This window comes from Bradyrhizobium uaiense (genome assembly GCF_010811875.1).
Taxonomy (GTDB): domain Bacteria; phylum Pseudomonadota; class Alphaproteobacteria; order Rhizobiales; family Xanthobacteraceae; genus Bradyrhizobium; species Bradyrhizobium uaiense.
The window spans coordinates 1-20,096 of record NZ_VKHP01000068.1 but is presented as its reverse complement, the minus strand read 5'-3'; the positions used below and the strand labels follow the sequence as shown (position 1 = coordinate 20,096).

The 20,096-nt window shown below is 64.4% G+C and carries 19 protein-coding genes and 1 pseudogene; 13 read left to right on the top strand and 7 right to left on the bottom strand.

What is annotated here, in order from left to right; genetic code table 11:
* Window positions 1-50 precede the first annotated feature (50 nt).
* The 4 genes from mbfA (at window position 51) to FNJ47_RS18285 (ending at window position 4,028) form a co-directional block, all read left to right on the top strand.
* Entirely contained in the window at window positions 51-1,022 is a 972-nt protein-coding gene (gene mbfA, locus FNJ47_RS18300; RefSeq protein ID WP_163155474.1) for an iron exporter MbfA, read from the top strand.
* 20 nt (window positions 1,023-1,042) lie between these two features.
* The gene (locus tag FNJ47_RS18295; RefSeq protein WP_235999953.1) at window positions 1,043-1,909 is read left to right on the top strand and encodes a hypothetical protein; all 867 of its coding nucleotides are present in this window, start codon (window positions 1,043-1,045) and stop codon (window positions 1,907-1,909) included.
* A gap of 161 nt (window positions 1,910-2,070) precedes the next feature.
* Window positions 2,071-3,543, top strand: coding sequence for an amidase (locus FNJ47_RS18290; RefSeq protein WP_163155472.1), 1,473 nt, complete (start codon window positions 2,071-2,073; stop codon window positions 3,541-3,543).
* A 131-nt stretch (window positions 3,544-3,674) separates the two neighbouring features.
* Complete coding sequence (locus FNJ47_RS18285) at window positions 3,675-4,028, top strand: nuclear transport factor 2 family protein (protein WP_163155470.1); 354 nt, start codon at window positions 3,675-3,677, stop codon at window positions 4,026-4,028.
* Between the two features lie 141 nt (window positions 4,029-4,169).
* Here the strand turns inward: FNJ47_RS18285 and FNJ47_RS18280 are convergent, their stop codons facing one another.
* Window positions 4,170-5,258, bottom strand: coding sequence for a Zn-dependent alcohol dehydrogenase (locus FNJ47_RS18280; protein ID WP_163155468.1), 1,089 nt, complete (start codon window positions 5,256-5,258; stop codon window positions 4,170-4,172).
* A gap of 51 nt (window positions 5,259-5,309) precedes the next feature.
* Window positions 5,310-7,091, bottom strand: coding sequence for an acyl-CoA dehydrogenase family protein (locus FNJ47_RS18275; protein WP_163155506.1), 1,782 nt, complete (start codon window positions 7,089-7,091; stop codon window positions 5,310-5,312).
* 71 nt (window positions 7,092-7,162) lie between these two features.
* Here FNJ47_RS18275 and FNJ47_RS18270 point away from each other — a divergent pair, with 71 nt between their 5' ends.
* Together FNJ47_RS18270 and FNJ47_RS18265 are read left to right on the top strand one after the other, a co-directional pair.
* Entirely contained in the window at window positions 7,163-7,864 is a 702-nt protein-coding gene (locus tag FNJ47_RS18270) for an SDR family NAD(P)-dependent oxidoreductase (protein WP_163155466.1), read from the top strand.
* Between the two features lie 183 nt (window positions 7,865-8,047).
* On the top strand, window positions 8,048-8,878 hold the full coding sequence (locus FNJ47_RS18265) for an enoyl-CoA hydratase (protein ID WP_163155464.1): 831 nt from the start codon (window positions 8,048-8,050) through the stop codon (window positions 8,876-8,878).
* 267 nt (window positions 8,879-9,145) lie between these two features.
* Here the strand turns inward: FNJ47_RS18265 and FNJ47_RS18260 are convergent, their stop codons facing one another.
* Together FNJ47_RS18260 and FNJ47_RS18255 are read right to left on the bottom strand one after the other, a co-directional pair.
* Complete coding sequence (locus FNJ47_RS18260) at window positions 9,146-9,769, bottom strand: GNAT family N-acetyltransferase (RefSeq protein ID WP_163155462.1); 624 nt, start codon at window positions 9,767-9,769, stop codon at window positions 9,146-9,148.
* Between the two features lie 69 nt (window positions 9,770-9,838).
* Window positions 9,839-10,042, bottom strand: a complete 204-nt coding sequence (locus tag FNJ47_RS18255) for a DUF1127 domain-containing protein (RefSeq protein ID WP_163155460.1) — start codon at window positions 10,040-10,042, stop codon at window positions 9,839-9,841.
* Window positions 10,043-10,160: 118 nt separating this feature from the next.
* On the opposite strand from FNJ47_RS18255, the gene FNJ47_RS18250 reads away from it, so the two are divergent.
* From FNJ47_RS18250 to tcuB, 5 genes are all read left to right on the top strand, one after another.
* Window positions 10,161-11,060: a transcriptional regulator GcvA gene (locus tag FNJ47_RS18250; RefSeq protein ID WP_163155458.1), complete on the top strand. Its 900-nt coding sequence runs from the start codon at window positions 10,161-10,163 to the stop codon at window positions 11,058-11,060.
* Between the two features lie 166 nt (window positions 11,061-11,226).
* A complete protein-coding gene (gene tcuC / locus FNJ47_RS18245; RefSeq protein WP_163155456.1) occupies window positions 11,227-12,552 on the top strand; it encodes an MFS transporter in 1,326 nt (441 codons plus the stop codon).
* Between the two features lie 79 nt (window positions 12,553-12,631).
* Window positions 12,632-14,032, top strand: a complete 1,401-nt coding sequence (tcuA, locus tag FNJ47_RS18240) for an FAD-dependent tricarballylate dehydrogenase TcuA (protein WP_175068392.1) — start codon at window positions 12,632-12,634, stop codon at window positions 14,030-14,032.
* A 24-nt stretch (window positions 14,033-14,056) separates the two neighbouring features.
* On the top strand, window positions 14,057-15,091 hold the full coding sequence (locus FNJ47_RS18235; RefSeq protein WP_163155454.1) for an alpha/beta hydrolase: 1,035 nt from the start codon (window positions 14,057-14,059) through the stop codon (window positions 15,089-15,091).
* A gap of 84 nt (window positions 15,092-15,175) precedes the next feature.
* Window positions 15,176-16,336, top strand: coding sequence for a tricarballylate utilization 4Fe-4S protein TcuB (tcuB, locus tag FNJ47_RS18230; RefSeq protein ID WP_163155452.1), 1,161 nt, complete (start codon window positions 15,176-15,178; stop codon window positions 16,334-16,336).
* On the opposite strand, the gene FNJ47_RS18225 is transcribed toward tcuB, so the two are convergent.
* Genes FNJ47_RS18225 through FNJ47_RS18215 form a run of 3 tightly spaced genes read right to left on the bottom strand, consistent with a single transcriptional unit; the run spans window position 16,337 to window position 18,986 of the window.
* Window positions 16,337-16,750 carry a Rieske (2Fe-2S) protein gene (locus FNJ47_RS18225; protein ID WP_016846808.1) on the bottom strand — a complete coding sequence of 138 codons (414 nt, stop codon included), beginning with the start codon at window positions 16,748-16,750 and terminating at the stop codon, window positions 16,337-16,339.
* Between the two features lie 53 nt (window positions 16,751-16,803).
* Window positions 16,804-17,913 (bottom strand): amidohydrolase family protein, encoded by a 1,110-nt coding sequence (locus FNJ47_RS18220; RefSeq protein WP_163155444.1) that lies wholly within the window; start codon window positions 17,911-17,913, stop codon window positions 16,804-16,806.
* Window positions 17,910-18,986 (bottom strand): amidohydrolase family protein, encoded by a 1,077-nt coding sequence (locus FNJ47_RS18215; RefSeq protein ID WP_163155442.1) that lies wholly within the window; start codon window positions 18,984-18,986, stop codon window positions 17,910-17,912. Before FNJ47_RS18215 ends, FNJ47_RS18220 begins: the two co-directional genes overlap by 4 nt.
* 172 nt (window positions 18,987-19,158) lie before the next feature.
* On the opposite strand from FNJ47_RS18215, the gene FNJ47_RS18210 reads away from it, so the two are divergent.
* Together FNJ47_RS18210 and FNJ47_RS18205 are read left to right on the top strand one after the other, a co-directional pair.
* Complete coding sequence (locus FNJ47_RS18210) at window positions 19,159-19,635, top strand: CinA family protein (protein WP_163155440.1); 477 nt, start codon at window positions 19,159-19,161, stop codon at window positions 19,633-19,635.
* 221 nt (window positions 19,636-19,856) lie between these two features.
* Window positions 19,857-20,096, top strand: a pseudogene (locus tag FNJ47_RS18205) (IS110 family transposase); the annotation flags it as partial.

Genomic DNA, 20,096 nt, shown 5'->3' with positions numbered 1-20,096 from the left:
ACACATATTAGAATTATTCTAATTCCAATTTCCGTAAACAAGGCGTTGCCGTGAAGAATTTCGCCGATTTGACCGAGCGCGAGGTGCTGGCGGTCGCGATTGCCTCCGAAGAGGAGGACAGCCGCATCTACATGTCCTTCGCCGAGGATCTCACCGAACGCTATCCTGATACCGCAAAAGTCTTCGAGGAGATGGCGGAGGAAGAGCGCGGCCATCGCCACCGCCTGCTGGAAACCTATGAGCAGCGCTTCGGTCCGCATCTGCCGCCGATCCGGCGCGAGGACGTCAAAGGATTTCTGCGCCGTCGCCCGATCTGGCTGACCAAGAACCTGCCGCTCGACACCATCCGCAAGGAAGTCGAGACCATGGAGCTGGAGGCCGAGCGCTTCTACGCCAAGGCCGCGGAGAAAGCCGACGATGTCGGCGTGCGGCGCCTGCTCGGCGATCTCGCCGAAGAGGAGAAGGGCCACGAGAAGCTCGCGGTCAAGCTCACCGGCGATATCCTCAAGCCCGATGTGCGTGCCGAGGAAGACCGCACGCGGCGGCGGATGTTCGTGCTGCAATATGTGCAGCCGGGCCTCGCCGGATTGATGGACGGCTCGGTCTCGACGCTGGCGCCGCTGTTCGCCGCCGCCTTCGCCACGCATCACAACTGGCAGACGTTTCTGGTTGGCCTCGCCGCCTCGATCGGCGCCGGCATCAGCATGGGCTTTGCGGAGGCGCTGTCCGACGACGGCTCGCTGACCGGCCGCGGCTCGCCCTGGCTGCGCGGCATCACCTGCGGATTGATGACGACGCTCGGCGGCCTCGGCCACACCATTCCCTATCTGGTGCCCGATGCCTGGCCGAACGCATTCTGGATCGCGACCGCGATCGCCGGCATCGTGGTGTTCTTCGAATTGTGGGCGATCGCCTTCATCCGCTCGCGCTACATGGACACGCCGTTCCTGCAGGCCGTGTTCCAGATCGTGCTCGGCGGCGCGATCGTGCTCGCGGTCGGTATCCTGATCGGCGCGGCGTAGCGCGGAAGCGAGGTGCCCTGATGTGCCGTTTCCACATACATCGCGTTCTGGCCGGCACAGCCTTGATCGTGCTGGCCGCGCTCGGATGCAGCGGTCGCGCGAACGCGACCGACGAGATTCAGGTCTACAACGCCGGCATCGCGGCGCCAGGCCAGTTCACCATCCAGCAGCATCTCAACTATGTCGGCATCGGCCAGAAGGATGCGCCCTTCCCCGGCGGATTTCCGTCCAACCACAGCCTCAACGGCACGCCGGAGTTTGCCTATGGCATGACGGACTGGTGGGAGCTCGGGCTCTATCTGCCGTTTGCCGTGCAGGACCGCCAGTTCCTGTCCGACGCCTTCAAGCTGCGCACGCTGTTCGTCTCGCCGAACGCCGACAAGCGCAATCTGTTCTACGGCATCAATTTCGAGCTCAGCCACGAGATGCCGAAATTTGCGCAGACCCGCTGGGGCCTGGAGATCCGCCCCATTATCGGCGTGCGCAATGCGGACTATGAGTTCATCGTCAACCCGATCGTCGACATCGGCTTCGGCAGATATGGCGAGGCGGATTTCGCGCCCGCCGCCCGCGTGGCGCGCAAGCTGAGGGATGACGTGTATGTCGGCCTCGAATATTACGCCGATTTCGGCAAAATCGGCGACTTCAGCCCGCTTGCCGAGCAGCAGCACACATTGTTCGCGGTGACCGACTTCAAGGTGGGTGATTTCGATATCGACTTCGGCGTCGGCTACGGCCTGACGCGGGCATCCGACCGGCTCGTCGTCAAGACCATCATTGGATACGCGTTCCCGGTACCAGGGACCAAGCAGAGCAGCGAGCGCGCCAGCGCGAGCGGCGCCATCAATCCGATGGCGCATCTATCGGCGCGCAGCACGCCCTATTAAGCGCGGGTCGGATTCGTCGCGCCAGGCAGAGCCCGATGATCACGATCGCGTTATGCGGTGTGTGACGTCGCCCCTAGCGCGTCGGCGCAATTGCAATCAAGCCCGTCTTGCCCACCCGCTCCATTCTGCGCATGATCGCCGCCAAAATCAGGGAGCACGCCGTGGCCAAATGGCAATGGAGTTACAAGACTGCCGTCGAACTGTCGGAGGCGCTGCGCGGGAAGCAGGTCTCGGCGGTCGAGCTCGCGGAGGATGCGATCGGCCGCATCGAGCGCCATGACGGCAAGGTCAACGCGGTCTGCGTGCGCGACTTCGAGCGCGGTCTTGCTGCTGCACGTGCCGCGGATGCTGCGATCGCGCGCGGCGAGCACAAGCCGCTGCTCGGCATTCCGATGACGGTGAAGGAATCCTTCAACGTCGCTGGATTGCCGACGACCTGGGGCTTCCTGCCGCAAAAGGACTTCGTCCCGGCAGAGGACGCGCTTTCGATCCAGCGGGTGAAGGACGCCGGCGGCGTGATCCTGGGCAAGACCAACGTGCCGGTCGGGCTCGCCGACTGGCAGAGCTACAACGAGATCTACGGCACCACCAACAATCCCTACGATCTCGGCCGCACGCCGGGCGGCTCCTCCGGCGGATCGTCGGCGGCGCTCGCTGCAGGCTACGGCGCGCTGTCGCTCGGCTCCGACATCGGCGGCTCGCTGCGGGTGCCGGGATTCCATTGCGGCATCTATGCGCACAAGCCGACCTTCGCGCTGCTGCCGTCGCGCGGCCACACCCCGCCGCCGCTGCCGCCACTGCCGTTCGACCGCGATCTTTCGGTGATCGGCCCGATGGCGCGCGGCGCGGCCGACCTCGCGCTCGTGCTCGACGTGATGGCCGGTCCCGATCCGCTCGAAGCGGGCAAGGCCTACCGGCTGGACCTGCCGGCGGCACGCCACAGCGCCTTGAAGGATTTCCGCATCCTTGTCATCGACAGCGATCCGGTGCTGCCGACCGACAAGGTGATCCGCGGAAGCGTCGACAAGCTCGCCAGCAATCTCGACAAGGCCGGCGCGAAAGTGTCGCGCACAAGCCCGCTGCTGCCGGACTTCGCCGCCTCCTCGCGGCTCTATATGCGGATCCTGCTGTCGTTTCTCGCGGCGTCCTTCCCGCCGGAGGTCTATTCCGGCGCCTGCGCAGCCGCGGCCGCGCTGCCGGCCGGCGACACCAGCCTGCAGGCCGAACGGTTGCGCGGCATCGCACTCAGCCATCGCGACTGGGTGATCGCCGACGGCGGCCGCGCACGGCTGCGCGCGCAGTGGCGCGAGCTGTTCAAATCGTTCGACGCGGTGATCTGCCCGATCATGCCGACGCCGGCCTATCCGCACGATCATTCGCCCGACCAGGAGCAGCGCAGGATCCTGATCGACGGTGTGCCACACGTTTACACCGACCAGCTCGCCTGGCCCGGCATCGCGACCCTGCCGGGGCTACCCTCGACCGCGATCCCGACCGGCTTCGCGCCCGACGGACTGCCGATCGGCGTCCAGATCGTCGGCCCCTGGCTCGAGGACCGCACGCCGCTCAAGCTCGCCGAGCTGATCGAGCGCGAGTTCGGCGGCTTCGTGCCGCCGAAGATGTTTGATGATTGAGCGAGATCAATCGCAGCAGCCGTCATTGCGAGCGAAGCGAAGCAATCCACATATCAACGTGCGCGGAGCGATGGATTGCTTCGTCGCTCCGCTCCTCGCAATGACGACGGGGTGAAACGGGAGGAACAACAATGAGCAACGATCTCGAGGACCTTACAAAGCTGAACAAGGACTACGTCGATTCGGTTCAGAACTGCGACGTCAAGCGCTTCGATGAAATCCTGGCGCAGGACTTCCACTGCACCAATCCCGACAAGAGCCTGGTCGACCGTGCCGCCTTCCTGAAGCAGACGGCGATCCCGGTGAAGATCAAGGGGCTGAAGGCCGAAGACGTCAAGATCCGCATCCTCGGCGATTTCGCCATCATCCACGCCCGCACCAGCTACACCACCGCAGACGGCGAGCAGGCCTATGGCCGCTACACCGATTGCTGGGCGCGGCAAAACGGCAAATGGCTCGCGGTGTCCGCGCACGTTGCGCGGTGAAGGCGACGTTCGCAGCGTCACCCTCCGCTGTCATGCCCCGCTTCATGCGGGGTATCCAGTACTCCGCGGCCGCAGTTGCTTCACGCAACTTCCGCCGCGGCGTACTGGGTCGCCCGGTCGAGCCGGGCGACGACAAGTGCGTCAGCTATCGAACATGATCACGCTGCGCAGCGTTTTGCCGGCCTTCATGTTGGCGAAGCCCTCGTTGATCTCGCTGAGCTTCAGCTTGGCCGAGATCCAGTCCTCGAGATGCAGCTTGCCGCGCATGTAGAAGTCAACGAGGCGCGGCATGTCGACGCGGAAATGGTTTGACCCCATCGACGAGCCCTGGATGCGTCGCTCGCGCAGGAAGTCGAAGCCGTGCAGCTCGATCTTCTGGCCGAACGGGATCATGCCGACGATGGTCGCGGTGCCGCCCGCCGCCAGCATGGCGAAGGCCTGCTCGGCGGTCTCCTTGCGGCCGAGCACCTCGAAGGAATGATGCACGCCGCCGCCGGTCAGCTCACGCACCTGCTGGACCACGTCACCGCGAGCGGGATCGACGATGTCGGTGGCGCCGAGCTTGGTCGCCAGTTGCAGCTTGGCCGGATTGGTGTCGATCGCGATGATGCGGCCGGCGCCAGCGATCTGCGCGCCGTTGATCGCAGCCATGCCGACGCCGCCGCAGCCGATCACGGCCACGGTCTCGCCGGCGGTCACCTTCGCGGTGTTCACCACGGCGCCATAACCCGTGATGACGCCGCAGCCGATCAGCGCGGCGAGATCGAGCGGCATCTCTTTCCTGATCTTCACGATGGCGTTCTCGTGCACCAGCATCTGCTCGGCGAACGACGACAGGTTGAGGAACTGGTTGAGCTTTTCCTTCCGGCCCCAGGACAGGCGGTTGGAGGCGCCGGGCAGCATCTTCACCGTGGTGTCGGTGCACAGCACCGTGCGGCCGGTGGTGCAGTTGTCGCAGGTGCCGCAGAACACCGACAGACAAGTCACGACGTGATCGCCGGGCTTCACGTAATTGACGTCCGAGCCGACCTTCTCGACCACGCCGGCCGATTCATGGCCGAGTACGGCGGGCAACGGATGCGGATAAAGGCCTTCCATGAAGTGCAGGTCGGAATGGCAGAGGCCCGCAACCGCGGTGCGGATCAGGACCTCGCGCGGCCCCGGATTGGGCACGCTGACGTCTTCGATCACCAGCGGCTGATTGACTTCATGCAGGACGGCGGCCTTCATCGGGGTCTCCCTTGACGTTCTTGTTGTTTGAAAAGTTCGCTCGCGCGCAGCCTACGCTGCGACAAGCAATTCGCCAACCTCGGCCATGCCGACGGCGCGATCGCCGAGCAGGTGATCGGCCATCCTGCGCTGAACGGTATTTTCCGCTAGCCGGAACGGATCGCCCGGCATCACGCGATGGTCGATCACCATCCGCGACAGCAACAGCCGGCGCGCGTCGCCGCGCATCTCGTGGATGCGACCGCCCTCCCACGCCAGCGCCACGGCGCTTGCGACATGATAGAGCAGGCTGGTCGCGCGCCGCGCATCGCCCTCATTGTCGATGCGGCCCGCGACCTCGCGGGCGAACGCGATCGCACGGTCGCTGAGCTCGCGCAGCCGGTTGCGCCAGGCTTGCGGCACATTGGCGCTGTCATCGAGCCGCGCATGCAGATCGGCGGCTAGCGCATTGTCGGCGCCGTGGCGTCCGACCGCACGCTTCAGCGTATCGATCGCGACGATGTTGCCGGTGCCCTCCCAGATCGAGCCGAGATGCGCATCGCGCAGCAGTCGCGGCGTGACGAATTCCTCGATGTAGCCGATGCCTCCGCGCATCTCCATCGCGTCGCCGCAAACTTTTCTGGCATCGCGGGTGGCACGGAATTTCAAGGTCGGCGTCAAGATGCGGAGCAACGCTGCGGCATCCTGGCTGCCGGCCTCGGCGCGGTCGAGCGCGTCAGCGGTCAGGAAACTCATCGACAGCGCCTGCTCGGTCGGCAGCATGATCTTCATCAGCTGCCGCCGTGCCAGCGGCAGGTCAATGATGCGCTGGCCGAACACCACGCGGCCCCTCGCAACCGTGATCGCATCGTGCCAGGCACGGCGCATCAGCGCGGTCGACTTCACGCCGTTGGACAGCCGCGACGAGTTCACCATCTCGGCCATCTGCACGAAGCCACGGTCGAGCTTGCCGACGGCGTAGGCGATCGCGCCGTCGAACTTGATCTCGCCCGAGGCCATCGAGCGGGTGCCGAGCTTGTCCTTCAGCCGCACGATCCGGTAGTGGTTCTGCGAGCCGTCATCGAGGAAACGCGGCATCAGGAACAGGCCGACGCCGCGGGTGCCGGGCCCCGCGCCTTCGGGGCGCGCCAGCAGCATCACCACCTTGGCATCGGCGTTCGAGCAGAACCACTTCTCGCCGTAGAGCCGCCAGTGGTCACCCTCCTGCACCGCGCGCGTGGTCAGCGTGCCGACGTCGGAGCCGCCCTCCTTCTCGGTCATGAACTGGCCGCCTTGCGTCAGTCTGCTCATGTCGGTCTGGGTCAGGCCGTCGAGATACTTCGCCTTCAACGCCTCGCTGCCGAAATTCGCCAACAGCTTTGCGCAGCCGTCGGTGACGTTGATCGGGCAGCCCATGCCGAATTCGGTCTGGTTGAACAGGAAGGTGAAGGCGTGCTTCGCGACGACAGGATATTTGTCGGGCCAGCCCATGATGCCCTTGCGGAGCGAGAGCGCATGAATGCCGAATTCACCGAACGCGGCCCTCTCGATCTCGCGGTAGGCCGGATGATATTCGATATGCTGCACGTCGCGACCGAACTTGTCGCGCTGGTGCAGCACCGGCGTATGGCGGTCGGCAAGTCGCGCGCATTCGTCGAGATAGCCGCCGGCCAGTCCGCCGAGCCGATCGAGATGCGGCTCGATGTGGCGGAACAACGCTTCGGGCAGATGCAGTTTCAGAATATCCGTCAGCGCCGGATCGGCCCGGTAGAAATTCATTCCTGTCGTATCGGGCGCGAGCAGGCCCGGCTGGCTGGCGGACGACGTTTTCGGATCCTGCTTGTGCGGCTGCATTGAATTCCCGGCTGCGGTGCTCATTTGTTTGGGCACGACTATCCTCCTCCGGCCGAGCAAAGGAAAGCCCAATGGATATTCCGAAGTACAAGATCGCCCTGATCGTCGGCGCCGGCGAGGGCCTCAGCGCCTCGCTGACGCGGCTATTTTCGCGGGAGGGAATTCGCGTGGCGCTGGGCGCCCGCAGCATCGAGAAGCTCGGCGCACTCTGCACCGAAACCGGCGCGAAGGCCTATGCCTGCGATGCCACCAAGGCCGAGGATGTCGAACGCCTTTTTGGTTTGGTCGAGCGCGAGATCGGAACCCCCGACCTCGTGGTCTACAACGCCTCCGGCCGCAGCCGCGGTCCCTTCGTCGAGTTGGTGCCGTCAGAGGTCGAGCGTGCGATTGCCGTCTCGGCGTTCGGCGGCTTCCTGGTGGCGCAGGAGGCGGCGAAGCGCATGCTGCCCAACAAGAAAGGCGCGATCCTGTTCACCGGCGCGTCCGCCAGCGTCAAGGGGTATGCGCAATCGGCGCCGTTCGCGATGGGCAAGTTCGCATTGCGCGGGCTGGCACAGAGCATGGCGCGCGAATTGTCGCCGCAGGGCATCCATGTCGCGCATTTCGTGATCGATGGCGGGATCCGCAGCGCCGCCCGCACCGAGCCCGCCGACCGGCCGGACTCGATGCTCGACCCCGACGCGATTGCGTTGAGCTACTGGAACGTGCTGCAACAGCCGCGCAGCGCCTGGACCTGGGAGCTGGAATTGCGGCCCTGGGTTGAGAAGTTTTGAGATGACGGAGATCATGCAACAGGAGTAGGCTGGCTGTCAGCCGCCGCCACATTCGTCATTGCGAGGAGCGAAGCGACGAAGCAATCCATGTCGCTGCAAGCTGCAGTATGGATTGCTTCGTCGCTTCGCTCCTCGCAATGACGGTCAGGAAGTGACGGTCAAGACTTGGCCCCCGGAGGAAACATGTCGAACGAAATCAAGATCGAGACCGGCACCGACGAACTGCTTTGCGTGATCCGCGACCGCGTCGCCGTCATCACGCTGAACCGTCCGGATGCCCGCAACTCGCTGTCGGACACGCTGACGCCGGCGCTGCGCACGATGATCCGAACCTGCGGCGAGAACCCCGAGGTCGGCGTGCTGCTCGTCACCGGCGCCGGCAAGGCGTTCTGCGCCGGCGGCAACGTCAAGGGCATGGGCGCCAATCGCGATCCGAAGAAGCTCGAAATGTCCTACGAGGACAAGGTGGCGGATCTGCAGGAGCGCCAGCGCCTGCTCACCGGTGCACTCGCCTCGGTGCGCAAGCCCACCATTGCAGCACTTCCCGGCCCCGCGGTCGGCGCCGGGCTCGCCATCGCGATGGCCTGCGACATCCGGATCGCCGCGCAATCCGCCTTCATCTCGACCGGCTATCTGCGCGTGGCGCTGAGCGGCGATTATGGCATGGCCTGGCTGCTGACGCGCCTGGTCGGCACCTCGCGCGCCCGCGAGCTGATGTTCACCTCCGAAAAGGTCGATGCCGCAAGGTGCGAGCAGATCGGTCTCGTCAATCGCGTGGTGCCCGACGAGGTGCTGCAGGACGAAGCATTCGCGCTGGCGAAATCGATCGCCGAAGGCCCGACGCTGGCGCTGCGCTACATGAAGGACAATCTCGACGAGGCGCTGCAATTCGACTTCGCCACCGCGCGCGACCACGAGGCCGAGCGGCTGATCCGCCTCACCACGACAGCGGATCACAAGGAGGCCGTGCAGGCCTTCGTCGAGAAGCGCAAGCCGGTGTTTCGGGGGAATTGAGCGCGTAGCGCTTTTGAAGTCACCTCTCCCCTTGTGGGAGAGGTCGGAATTCAAGCGCTAGCTTGAAATCCGGGTGAGGGGTTCAGGTCCATCCGTGAGAGCGAGTCTGCCGAGACGCCGCCCCCCTCACCCGCAGCGCATTCCGCTACGCTGCATGCGCTACGGCCTCTCCCACAAGGGGAGAGGCGGCAGCAGAGCAAGTGGTGAAGACCGAGTGCCAAAAGAAAAGGGCCCGGTTCTGGAGGGGCCAGAACCGGGCCTAGTCAGTCAAACCGCAAGCGAGGACATCGTGGCCAAGCGGGAAGTGGCGGCAAGCCGCCAGCTGGCACAGGGAATGTCTTGCGGCTCGACGTGGATCTCCTTGGCAAAGCGCACCAGCTTCCAATCGCCGGGGCTTGCAGTGAAAGCGTAATCAGACTTGCGGGCGAGGCCGATCATCGCCGCGTTGGAACGCAACGTGTCGCCAAAGACGCGCTCGGCTCCGAAGGACGCCGCGCGGCATTCGAGATTCTTCAACAACGCCTTGCCAATGCCCTGGCCCTGCCACCGGTCATCGATCGACAGGCCGAACTCGACGCTCGACGTATCGGCATGGAAAGCGTAGCGGGCTTCGCCAACGATGGTCTCAAAACCACCGACCACCATCGTCGCGACCACCGTGAACCGGTCTGCCTCGCCGACGTGGACAAAACGCTCGAGCTCCGTCTTCGGCAGCTCGCTCAGTGCGCCCAGGAAGCGGTTGTAACGGGACGCCGCGGAGAGCGAGCGGATGTAGCTCTGCAGCTCTTCGCGGTCGCGCGGCTCGACGAACCGCACCTTGATCTCGCTGCCGTTCCTGGCGCGCAGCACATCAGAGTATTGCTTGAGATCGTCGAGATGCAGCGCAGTCATGACACGCTCCTCGGGTGAAAGTACTGGCCGGCGCCCCTCGATCGAGGCAGCGCCGGCGAAGGCGGCCTATCAGGCCCGCCAGAACGGCTTCTCGGTCTCGAAAACGATGTCGCTGCGGGACATGCCGATGTCGTGCAGGTCGCGCTCGGTCCACTGCGACAGCTCACGGCGGCGCTCATAGCGCTCCCACCAGACGTGCAGGGTGTCGCCGACCTGGTTCAAAAGGCCCGGCGTATGATGATTTGTCATCGATTCATGGGTGAAAATGGACATCTGCGGCTCCTATCGGTAACCTGTTGGGCGGAATATCGGGGTTATTGAGCCTGTTCACAAACGACACTTTGTACCGTTTCGCATGAATTAAAGTCATGTATCTGGAGGCACTTTAGGGATGACCAGCCGCCTGCCTTCATTGAACGGCCTCAGGGCGTTCGAGGCCGCAGCGCGGCACATGAGCTTCACGCTGGCGGCGTCCGAACTGAACGTGACGCAGACCGCGATCAGCCATCAGATCCGGCGACTGGAAGAAGAACTCGGCGTCCGCCTGTTCATCCGCCAGAACCGCTCGCTGAGCCTGACCTCGGAGGCTACCGAATACCTTCCCGGCGTCCGCGCCGCCTTCAACGACCTCAGGCTCGCGACCGATCGCCTGCTGCGCCGGGACGATGATCACGTGCTGACGGTCTCGACGCTGGCATCGCTCGCGGCCAAATGGCTGCTGCCGCGGCTGTCGGCATTCCAGGAGGCGCATCCCGGTATCGACGTCCGCATCACCACCTCGACCAGCCTGGTCGACTTCCAGCGCGACAAGGTCGATGCGGCGATCCGCTATGGCCGCGGCCAATGGGCGGGCCTGCGCGCGGACTGGCTGATGGCGGATGAACTGTTTCCGGTGTGCAGCCCGTCGCTGCTGCAAGGAACCAAACCGCTGAAATGCCCCGAAGACCTCAGGGACCACGTGCTGCTGCACACCAGCAACGCCAACAGTGACGACTGGCGGCTGTGGCTGACCGCAGCGGGCCTTGCGACCGACATTTCCAAGCAGCCCGGCGTGACTTTCGATCTGCTGTTCGTGACGCTCCAGGCCGCGATCGACGGCATCGGTATCGCGATGGGCCGCACCTCCTATGTGCAGGACGACATCGCCAAGGGCCGCCTCGTGGTTCCCTTCAAGATCGCGCTGCCCGCCGACGCGGGCTTCTATCTGGTCTCGCCGCAGGGGCGCGCCGATTCACCGAAGCTCTCGGCATTCCGGTCCTGGCTTGGCGCCGCGGCGCATGCGATGCCTTGATGCGGCGCACGCGGTTTTTCTCTACGGCTTTTTTCCGATAGCAGCGGCGCGATTTCGGGTTGGTCGCGCCAGACTGGCGTGCCAAATTGCCGCATACGGCAGTTAACTGCCTTGGCCGGCGCGGCAATTTGCGCCGGCCGTTTTGCCACGGGGAGGAAAGGGCGTTATGTCGCAGTCGAGTCCATCGCAAGCACCGCAAATCAAATCGCGTCTCGGCGCCATCCTGCGCGCGACCAGCGGCAATTTCCTCGAGCAGTTCGACTTCTTCCTGTTCGGCTTCTATGCGCAGGACATCGCAAAGGCGTTCTTTCCCGCCCAGAACGAGACCGCGGCCCTTCTCAACGCCTATGGCGTGTTCTGGCTCGGCGCGCTGATGCGCCCGGTTGGCGCGGTCGTGCTCGGCTCCTACATCGATCGCATCGGCCGGCGGCAAGGCCTGATCGTGACACTCGCGCTGATGGCGCTCGGCACCGTCGTGATCGCATTCTGCCCGGGCTATGCCGCGATCGGCATCGCCGCGCCGATCATTGTGCTGATCGGCCGCCTGATCCAGGGTTTTTCGGCCGGCGTCGAACTGGGCGGCGTGTCCGTCTATCTCTCCGAGATCGCGACGCCTGGCAACCGCGGTTTCTACACCTCGTTCCAATCGTCCAGCCAGCAGGTCGCGATCTTCGTTGCCGCGATCATCGGATATGTCCTGCGCGAGGTCATGCCCGGCGATACCTTCCTGGATGCGATCGGCGGCGTCGCCAAGTGGCGCATCCCGTTCTTTGTCGGCTGCCTCATCATTCCCGTCATCTTCATGCTGCGGCGTTCGCTCGAGGAAACGCCGGCCTTCCTGGCCATGAAGAAGCACCCGACGCCAAGTGAAGTGTTCGCCTCGGCGATCGAGAACTGGCGCATCGTCATCCTCGGCATGATGATCGCCATCCTGACCACCACGACGTTCTATTTCATCACCGTGTATGCACCCGGCTTTGGCAAGGAGCTGCACCTTTCGGCGTCGGGCACGCTGCTGGTGACCCTGCTCGTCGCAGTGACGAACTTCATCTGGAATCCGGTCGGCGGCGCGCTGTCCGACCGCATTGGCCGCAAGCCGGTGCTGCTCGCGATCGCGGGCCTGTCGTTCGTGACCGCTTATCCGGCGCTATCGTGGCTCGCGCATGAGCCCACGCTCGGGAAGCTGCTGGCGGTGCAGATGATGTTCTCGTTCTACTTCGGCGTCTACAGCGGCACGATGCTGGGATGCCTGGTCGAGATCGTGCCGGCGCATGTCCGCACCACCTGCTTCTCGATCGCGTTTGCACTGGCGGCGGGCATTTTCGGCACGTCGACCCCCTTTGTCGCGACCAAGCTGATCGCCATGACCGGCGGGGACAAGGCCTCGCCTGCCTACTGGCTGATGTTCGGCGCGGCGCTCGGCATCATCGCTGCACTGATCGTCTATCGCGGCGGCCAGACCATCGAGCAGCGCAAGACGGTCGCGGCCTGATCTTCAGCATGCAAATGGGGCAGGCCGCTCGCTTGCCCCGGCATGTTGCTTTCGATGCCAACAACGATCACAAGAGCGCATGGTTGATCTGACGCGCAGGTTCGACGTGCTGGTGATCGGCGGCGGCAACGCCGCCCTCTGCGCTGCGATCAGCGCACGGCGCGCCGGCGCCTCCGTCCTGGTGCTGGAGGGCGCCCCGAGATTCTACCGCGGCGGCAACACCCGCCACACCCGCAACATGCGCTGCGCCCATGACGCGGCGACCGAGATCCTCACCGGGCCCTACACCGAGGAGGAGTTCTGGAAGGATTTGCTGCTGGTGACCGGCGGCCAGACCGACGAGGAACTGGCCCGCTTCATGATCCACGAGTCCAAGGACATATTGAACTGGATCGTCGAACAGGGCGTGCGCTGGCAGCCCTCGCTCGGCGGCACGCTGAGCCTCGGCCGCACCAACTCGTTCTTCCTCGGCGGCGGCCGCGCGATGCTGAACGCGCTCTATCGCACCGCCGAGGAGCTCGGTGTCGACATCCTCTACGATGCCGAGGTGATCGATCTCGTGATCGAGCACGGCATGTTCCTCTCGGCCCAACTGAAGCAGCCGGTCGGCGGACGAACTGAGGTACGCGCCTCGACGCTGGTGGCAGCCGCCGGCGGCTTCGAGGCCAACATCGAATGGCTGAAGCAATATTGGGGCGAGGCGGCCGACAATTTCCTGATCCGCGGCACGCCCTATAATCGCGGCGCGATCCTGAAGATGCTGCTGGCAAAGGGCGTGCAGGAGATCGGCGATCCCACGCAATGCCATGCGGTGGCGATCGACGCCCGCGCGCCGAAATTCGACGGCGGCATCATCACCCGCCATGACTCGGTGGTGTTCGGCATCGTCGTCAACAAGCACGCCGAGCGCTTCTACGACGAGGGCGAGGACATCTGGCCGAAGCGCTATGCGATCTGGGGCCGCCTGGTCGCAGCCCAACCGGACCAGATCGCCTACATCATCTTCGATTCCACCGTCGTGACCAGCTTCATGCCGACGCTGTTTCCGCCGATCGCGGGCGCGACGATCGCCGAGCTCGCCGGCAAGCTCGAGCTCGATGCAGCCGCGCTGGAAAAGACCATCACCGACTTCAACGCTGCGGTGCAGCCCGGCACCTTCGACCACACCATCCTCGACGACTGCGCTACCCAAGGCATCACGCCGGCGAAGACGCATTGGGCGCGCAGGATCGAGACGCCGCCCTATCTCGCCTATCCGGTGCGGCCCGGCATCACCTTCACCTATCTCGGCACCCGCGTGAACAAGCAGTCGCGGATGCTGATGAAGGACGGCAAGCCGTCCGCCAACATGTTCGCGGCCGGCGAGATCATGGCCGGCAACGTGCTCGGCAAGGGCTACGCTGCCGGCATCGGCATGACCATCGGCAGCGTGTTCGGCCGCGTCGCCGGGCGGGAAGCGGCGAAGAATGCGCGGAACTAAACTACGCGCGATCGAGGAGGAGCGATGTCACGCCTTGCGACGTTCGCCGCAGCCGCCGCGCTGATGGCGTCAGCCACGAGCAACGCCGCCGAGCCGATCGCGCTGCGCGACATGGGCTCGTTCCACGTCGGCGGCCGCCTCGTCGAGATATCAGGCAAGCCGGTCAAGGACGTCACCTTCACGCCCGGCGGCGTACCGGCAAAGGTCGACCCGAACGGCACCTACCAGGTCGATCAGATGTACGTGCAGTACTTCCTGCCGCAAGACGAGAAGGGCGCCTATCCGCTGCTGCTGTGGCACGGCGGCGGCCTGACCGGCGTCACCTATGAGACGACGCCGGACGGCCGCGAGGGCTGGCTGAACTATTTCCTGCGCAAGGGCTGGAGCGTCTACAATTCGGACGCGGTCGAGCGCGGCCGCGCCGGCTGGGCGCAATACCCCGACATTTTCAAGGGCGAGCCGGTGTTTCTCACCACGTCGAACCCGTTCCAGCGGTTTCGCATCGGCGACGGTCCCGACTCCTACGATCCCGATCCGGCCAAGCGCAAGCTGATGCCCGGCAGCCAGTTCCCGAACGAAGGCTACGAGAACTTCGTCAAGCAGAACGTCCCGCGCTGGACCACCACCGATGACGCGACGATCGCGGCCTACATCGCCGAGATCGATCGCGTCGGCCCCTGCATCATCCTGTTCCACAGCCAGGCCGGCCCGTTCGGCTTCAAGGTTGCGCAGGCGCGACCCGACAAGGTCAAGGCACTGATCGCGATCGAGCCGGCCGGCGCCGGCGATCCCGCCAAGGTCGACGCGTTGAAGAACATCCCGACGCTGTTGGTCTATGGCGATTACATCGAGCGCGATTCGCGCTGGCCGAAGATTCGCGCCACCGGCGGCGCCTTCGCCGACGCCATCCGCGCCGCGGGCGGCAGCGTCGACGTGGTCGATCTGCCCAAGGCCGGCATCAGGGGCAATTCGCACATGATGATGATGGACAAGAACAATGCCGAGGTCGCCGGCCTGATCCAGACATGGCTGGAAGGCAAGGGACTGACGAAGCAATAGCGAGATACGGGATAAGCGTAGCGTTTTCGAGCGAAATGGATACCGGTTCGCGTCAAGAAAACGCGTCAAACAAAAGAGTCTAAGATGCACGGGACGAGGATCTTGCAGGAAGCAGACCGTCTGATGACGGTCTGCAATTCCTGCCGCTATTGCGAGGGCCTGTGCGCGGTATTTCCCGCGATGGAGATGCGCCGCGCCTTCTCCGACGGCGACCTCAACTATCTGGCCAATCTCTGCCACGCCTGTGGCGCCTGCTATACCGACTGCCAGTTCTCGCCGCCGCACGAGTTCAACGTCAACGTCCCGAAGACGCTTGCAGTGGCGCGCGCCGAATCCTATGCGGCTTACGCCTGGCCACGCGCCTTTTCCGGCGCATTCGCGCGCAACGGCCTCGTCATCAGCCTGATCGCGGCGCTGAGCGTCGCCGCCTTCATCTTCGGCTTTGCCGCGATCAACGATCCCGGCGTGCTCACCGGCATCCACACCGGCCCCGGTGCGTTCTACAGATTGATGCCGCACAACGCGATGGCGCTGCTGTTCGGCGCCGCCCTGCTCTACGCCATCGTCGCGCTCGCAATGGGCGTGCGCGCCTTTTGGCGCGATATCGGCGAGCCCGTCGGCATGAAAACCGACGCGAAATCGCTGTTGCAGGCGGTCCGCGACGCCGGCGAACTGCGCTATCTCGACGGCGGCGGTGTCGGCTGCTTCAACGAGGACGATCACCCGACCGACCGCCGCAAGCTGTATCACCACTTCACGTTCTACGGCTTCGCGCTGTGCTTCGCCGCGACCTGCGTCGGCACGCTCTATCACTATCTGCTGGCGCGCGAGGCGCCCTATGCGTGGTGGGATTTGCCGGTGGTGCTCGGCACGCTCGGCGGCGTCGGCCTCGTGGTCGGTCCGATCGGGCTCTTGTCGGAGAAATGGAAGCGCGACCGCGTGCTGGTCGACGAGCAGCAGATGGGCATGGACACCGCGTTCATCCTGATGCTGTTCCTGACCAGCATCACCGGCCTCGCCCTGTTGCTGTGGCGCGAGAGCGCCGCGATGGGCCCGCTGCTGGCGCTGCATCTCGGCGTCGTGTTCGCGCTGTTCATCACCATGCCCTACGGAAAATTCGTGCACGGCATCTACCGCTTCGTCGCGCTGGTGCGCTACGCGCGGGAACGACAGATGATGGCGGAGCAGGCTCCAACCGCCGTCATTCCGGGGGGCGCGCAGCGGCGAACCCGGAATGACGAGTGATCAGAGATCCACCACCACGTAGTCGCTTTCCACCGCGACCTTGATGGTCTCGGCCACATATGGCCCCTTCACCACATTGGTGCCCGGCTCGACGCTGACCGGATAGGCGCGCACCCGAAAGCGGCGCGGATCGCAATAGGACTGGCCGGTGCGGATGTCGAACTCCCAGCCGTGCCAGGGACAACGCAGGATCTCGCCGAGCTTGGTATATTCGATCTCGCCGGGATCCGACGACGACGCGAGTCCGATCAGCGGCCCTTCGCACAGCGCCGCGCCCTGATGCGGACAGCGGTTCAACAGGCCGAAGAACTCGCCCTTGACGTTGAAGACGGCGATCGGCCGTCCGTCGATCTCGAGGAATTTTCGCGACCCCGGCGGCAGTTCATCCACCGGGGCAATCACATGACGCGCCATTAGTTGTTCTCACGCATGATCTGATGCGAAAAACCGGTTCCCACTTTTTCGGATCATGCGATACCGTACAACTGCTTCGCGTTGTCGAGATAGAACGCCTGCTTGTTGGCGTCGCTGACGCCGGCCGGCAGCACGCGCGACGGCTCGTCAAAATCCCAATGCGGATAATCGGTCGCGAACAGCAGTCTGTCCCAGCCGATCCATTCGATGGTCTGGAACAGATGGTCGCGGCTTTCCGGATCCTCCATCGGCTGCGTCGTCCACCAGATGTGGTCGCGGATATATTCCGACGGCTTGCGCTTCAGATGCGGCACTTCGGCGTGCAGCCGCGCAAACACCTTGTCGAGCCGCCAGGCCAGCGACGGCGCCCAGCCGAAGCCGGCCTCGACCATCACCATCTTCAGTTTGGGGAAACGTTCGAATACGCCTTCGAGCACGAGGCTCGCCAGCGCGGTCTGCTGGCACTGCGAATGCCCGACCATTTCCTCAATATAAAAGCTCGGCCAGCCCGACGCGGTGATCGGGTTGCCGCCGAAGCCGAAGGCGTGCACGCCGATCGGAAGACCGGCTTCCTGCGCCGCCTCATAGATAGGCCAGTAGCGGCGCTGACCGAGCGGCTCGACGTTACGGCTCAGCAGCAGCACCTGGACGAAATTCGTGTCACCCGCGCGCTTGCGGATTTCCGCGGCAGCGGCCACGCCGTCCTCATTGGGGACCACGACCGAGCCCTTCAGTCGCGTATCCTTGCTGGTCCATTTCTCGATCTGCCAGTCGTTGATCGCCGAGCAGATCGCGCCGGCGAGATCCTGGTTGCGCAGACCCTGCCCGGTGTTGAGCGGGTTGAGCACCCCGAGCGCGACGTTGTTGGGATCGAGATGCTGCTTCTGCATGAACGACAACGACGAGCCCTGCTGCCCGCCTTCCGGCGGATAGGCATCGCGGCGCGACGCGTTGGGCTGCGCCTTCGGATAGGGCGGGCCTTCCATCATGCCCTGATAGGCATGGACGCCGAAGGTCTCGAGATGCGCGTGCCAGCGCTTGGCCAGATAAGGATACAGCTCGTCCTTGGTCGCGCGCGCCGGATGGATGTCGCAATCGGCGATCGCGGTCTTGATGCCGGCCGAGGCGCCCGCCTCGGGACGTTCACGAATCTGAATGTTCATGGCGTCGTCTCCTTCATCTTCAACCGCGCATAGGTCGCATGCGGATTGTCGATCATGATCCTGCGGACCAGGTCCTGCGACAACCCCTTCGGCAGCACATCATCGCCGTCGAACTGCCAATGCGGATAGTCGGTCGAGAATAGGATCAATTCGTCCGACTGCATATGGTCGAACAGCCGGTTCAGCGTGTCCCCGTCCGGCGGCGCGTCGACCGGCTGCAGCGAGAAGCGGATGTTGCTGCGCACAATCTCCAGCGGCGCGCGGTCGACCCACGGCGTTTCCATCCGCACGCCGCGCCAGAACTTGTGCAGCCGCCACAGGAACGGCGGCAGCCAGGTGAAGCCGGATTCCAGCATCACCATTTTCAAGTTCGGATGACGCGCGAACACGCCCTCGACGATCAGGCTGGTAAGCTGGGTCTGGAACGCCTGCGCCTGCGCGACATAGTCCTCGATATGATAGGAGCCCCAGCCGACCGAGGTCGGCGGGTTGTGGTAGGCGCTGCCGGCATGGATGCCGATCGGCAGGCCGAGCCGTTCAGCGGCGGCATAGATCGGCCAGTAGTGACGCTTGCCGAGCGGCATGTCGCCCATCACGAGCATCAGCACCTGCACGAAGCGCCTATCCCGCGCACAGCGCTCGATCTCGGCGACCGCCTTCTCGATGCTCTGCACCGGAATCACGATCGACCCGCGCAGGCGATCGTCCTTGTCGAGCCATTCCTTGACCAGCCAGTCGTTCAACGCGCGGCAGAACGCGTCGGCCATGTCCTCGGAGAACACCATCTGCACGCCGTAGAGCGGATTGCAGATGCCATAGGCGGAGCCGAACTTGTCGAGCGCCTGGCGCTGCATGTCCGCAAGGCTCGAGCCCGGCTTGCCTTGCGCGGGGCGCCAATCCGGCCGCGACGAGATCGGCGAATTGGTCGGATAGGATTGCGAGATCAGATCCGTCATGCCGCGCGTCGTCACCTGGTCGCGCCAGTAGTCGTTCATGTACGGCAGCAAACTGGTGAGGTGAGGCACGGCGGGATGCAGATCGCAATCCACGCCGCCCGCGATCGGCGACGTCATGGTGTTTCCTCCGCGCACGCTCTCACGACAATTGGTGAGGCACGGCTTGGTTGTTGTCCGATATTCAAGCAGGCCGGGCCGCGGTGTGCAACTCTGCAGGGACCGATGTGGTGTGCTAGGAAGGCAGAACGCCCCACAGGATTTTCATAGCCAACAACGAGAAAGACCGCCGATGAACGCACTCACATCCATCGCCGAACAGGTCGCCGCAAGACTGATCGCGAACAAGCAGACGATCGCGATCGCGGAATCCTCCACCGGCGGATTGATCTCGGCATCGCTGCTGGCCGTGCCCGGCGCATCGGCCTATTTCCTCGGTGGCGGCGTGATCTACACCCGCGACGCACGGCGTGCGCTGATGGACATTTCCGACGACGCCATGCGCGGCCTCCGTTCGTCGTCGGAACCCTACGCACAGCTGCTGGCGCGCCAGATCCGCGAGCGCCTCGCGACCGACTGGGGATTGTCGGAGACCGGCGCCGCCGGCCCGACCGGCAATCGCTACGGCGATGCCGCCGGTCATAGCTGCATGGCGGTTGCAGGCCCCAAGCAGCAGGTGATCACGCTGGAAACCGCGAGCAGCGACCGCGCCGCGAACATGCAGGCGTTCGCGAAAGCGGCGCTGGAGCTGTTGTTGAAGAATCTTTGATCCCCTCCGTCGTCCCGGCCAATCGACTTGTCCGCCGTAGCTCAACGAGCGAAGGCGGAAGCGCGACGCGGGACCCATAACCACAGCTGTCAGCGTTGGAGAACGCTGGGGCCACAGCGGTGTGCCACAATGACCTGCGGTGGTTGATGGGGTGGACGGCCCCCTACGGCATCAGTGTGCCAGAATGAGGTTGTTGCAAATCTCAGACAAGGGAGCCGTCCGTGAGAGAGATTATCCGCATTGGGATGGATACGTCGAAGTATATTTTTGTGCTGCATGGGGTTGATGCGGCGGAGGAGGTGGTGCTGCGCAAGAAGCTGTCGCGCAAGCAGGTGCTGGAGTTCTTCGCCAAATTGCCGCCGACCGTGATCGGGATGGAGGCTTGCGGGGCTTCGCAATATTGGGCGCGGGAGCTTTCCAAGCTTGGTCACAAGGTGAAGCTGATGGCGCCGCAACTGGTG

Bases quoted from the DNA above. Each gene is read 5' to 3' on its own strand.
- FNJ47_RS18295 (WP_235999953.1), top strand. From the start codon at position 1,043: ATGTGCCGTTTCCACATACATCGCGTTCTGGCCGGCACAGCCTTGATC.
- FNJ47_RS18285 (WP_163155470.1), top strand. From the start codon at position 3,675: ATGAGCAACGATCTCGAGGACCTTACAAAGCTGAACAAGGACTACGTC.
- FNJ47_RS18280 (WP_163155468.1), bottom strand. From the start codon at position 5,258: ATGAAGGCCGCCGTCCTGCATGAAGTCAATCAGCCGCTGGTGATCGAA.
- FNJ47_RS18275 (WP_163155506.1), bottom strand. From the start codon at position 7,091: ATGCAGCCGCACAAGCAGGATCCGAAAACGTCGTCCGCCAGCCAGCCG.
- FNJ47_RS18270 (WP_163155466.1), top strand. From the start codon at position 7,163: ATGGATATTCCGAAGTACAAGATCGCCCTGATCGTCGGCGCCGGCGAG.
- FNJ47_RS18265 (WP_163155464.1), top strand. From the start codon at position 8,048: ATGTCGAACGAAATCAAGATCGAGACCGGCACCGACGAACTGCTTTGC.
- FNJ47_RS18260 (WP_163155462.1), bottom strand. From the start codon at position 9,769: ATGACTGCGCTGCATCTCGACGATCTCAAGCAATACTCTGATGTGCTG.
- FNJ47_RS18255 (WP_163155460.1), bottom strand. From the start codon at position 10,042: ATGTCCATTTTCACCCATGAATCGATGACAAATCATCATACGCCGGGC.
- FNJ47_RS18250 (WP_163155458.1), top strand. From the start codon at position 10,161: ATGACCAGCCGCCTGCCTTCATTGAACGGCCTCAGGGCGTTCGAGGCC.
- tcuC (WP_163155456.1), top strand. From the start codon at position 11,227: ATGTCGCAGTCGAGTCCATCGCAAGCACCGCAAATCAAATCGCGTCTC.
- tcuA (WP_175068392.1), top strand. From the start codon at position 12,632: ATGGTTGATCTGACGCGCAGGTTCGACGTGCTGGTGATCGGCGGCGGC.
- FNJ47_RS18235 (WP_163155454.1), top strand. From the start codon at position 14,057: ATGTCACGCCTTGCGACGTTCGCCGCAGCCGCCGCGCTGATGGCGTCA.
- tcuB (WP_163155452.1), top strand. From the start codon at position 15,176: ATGCACGGGACGAGGATCTTGCAGGAAGCAGACCGTCTGATGACGGTC.
- FNJ47_RS18225 (WP_016846808.1), bottom strand. From the start codon at position 16,750: ATGGCGCGTCATGTGATTGCCCCGGTGGATGAACTGCCGCCGGGGTCG.
- FNJ47_RS18220 (WP_163155444.1), bottom strand. From the start codon at position 17,913: ATGAACATTCAGATTCGTGAACGTCCCGAGGCGGGCGCCTCGGCCGGC.
- FNJ47_RS18215 (WP_163155442.1), bottom strand. From the start codon at position 18,986: ATGACGTCGCCGATCGCGGGCGGCGTGGATTGCGATCTGCATCCCGCC.
- FNJ47_RS18210 (WP_163155440.1), top strand. From the start codon at position 19,159: ATGAACGCACTCACATCCATCGCCGAACAGGTCGCCGCAAGACTGATC.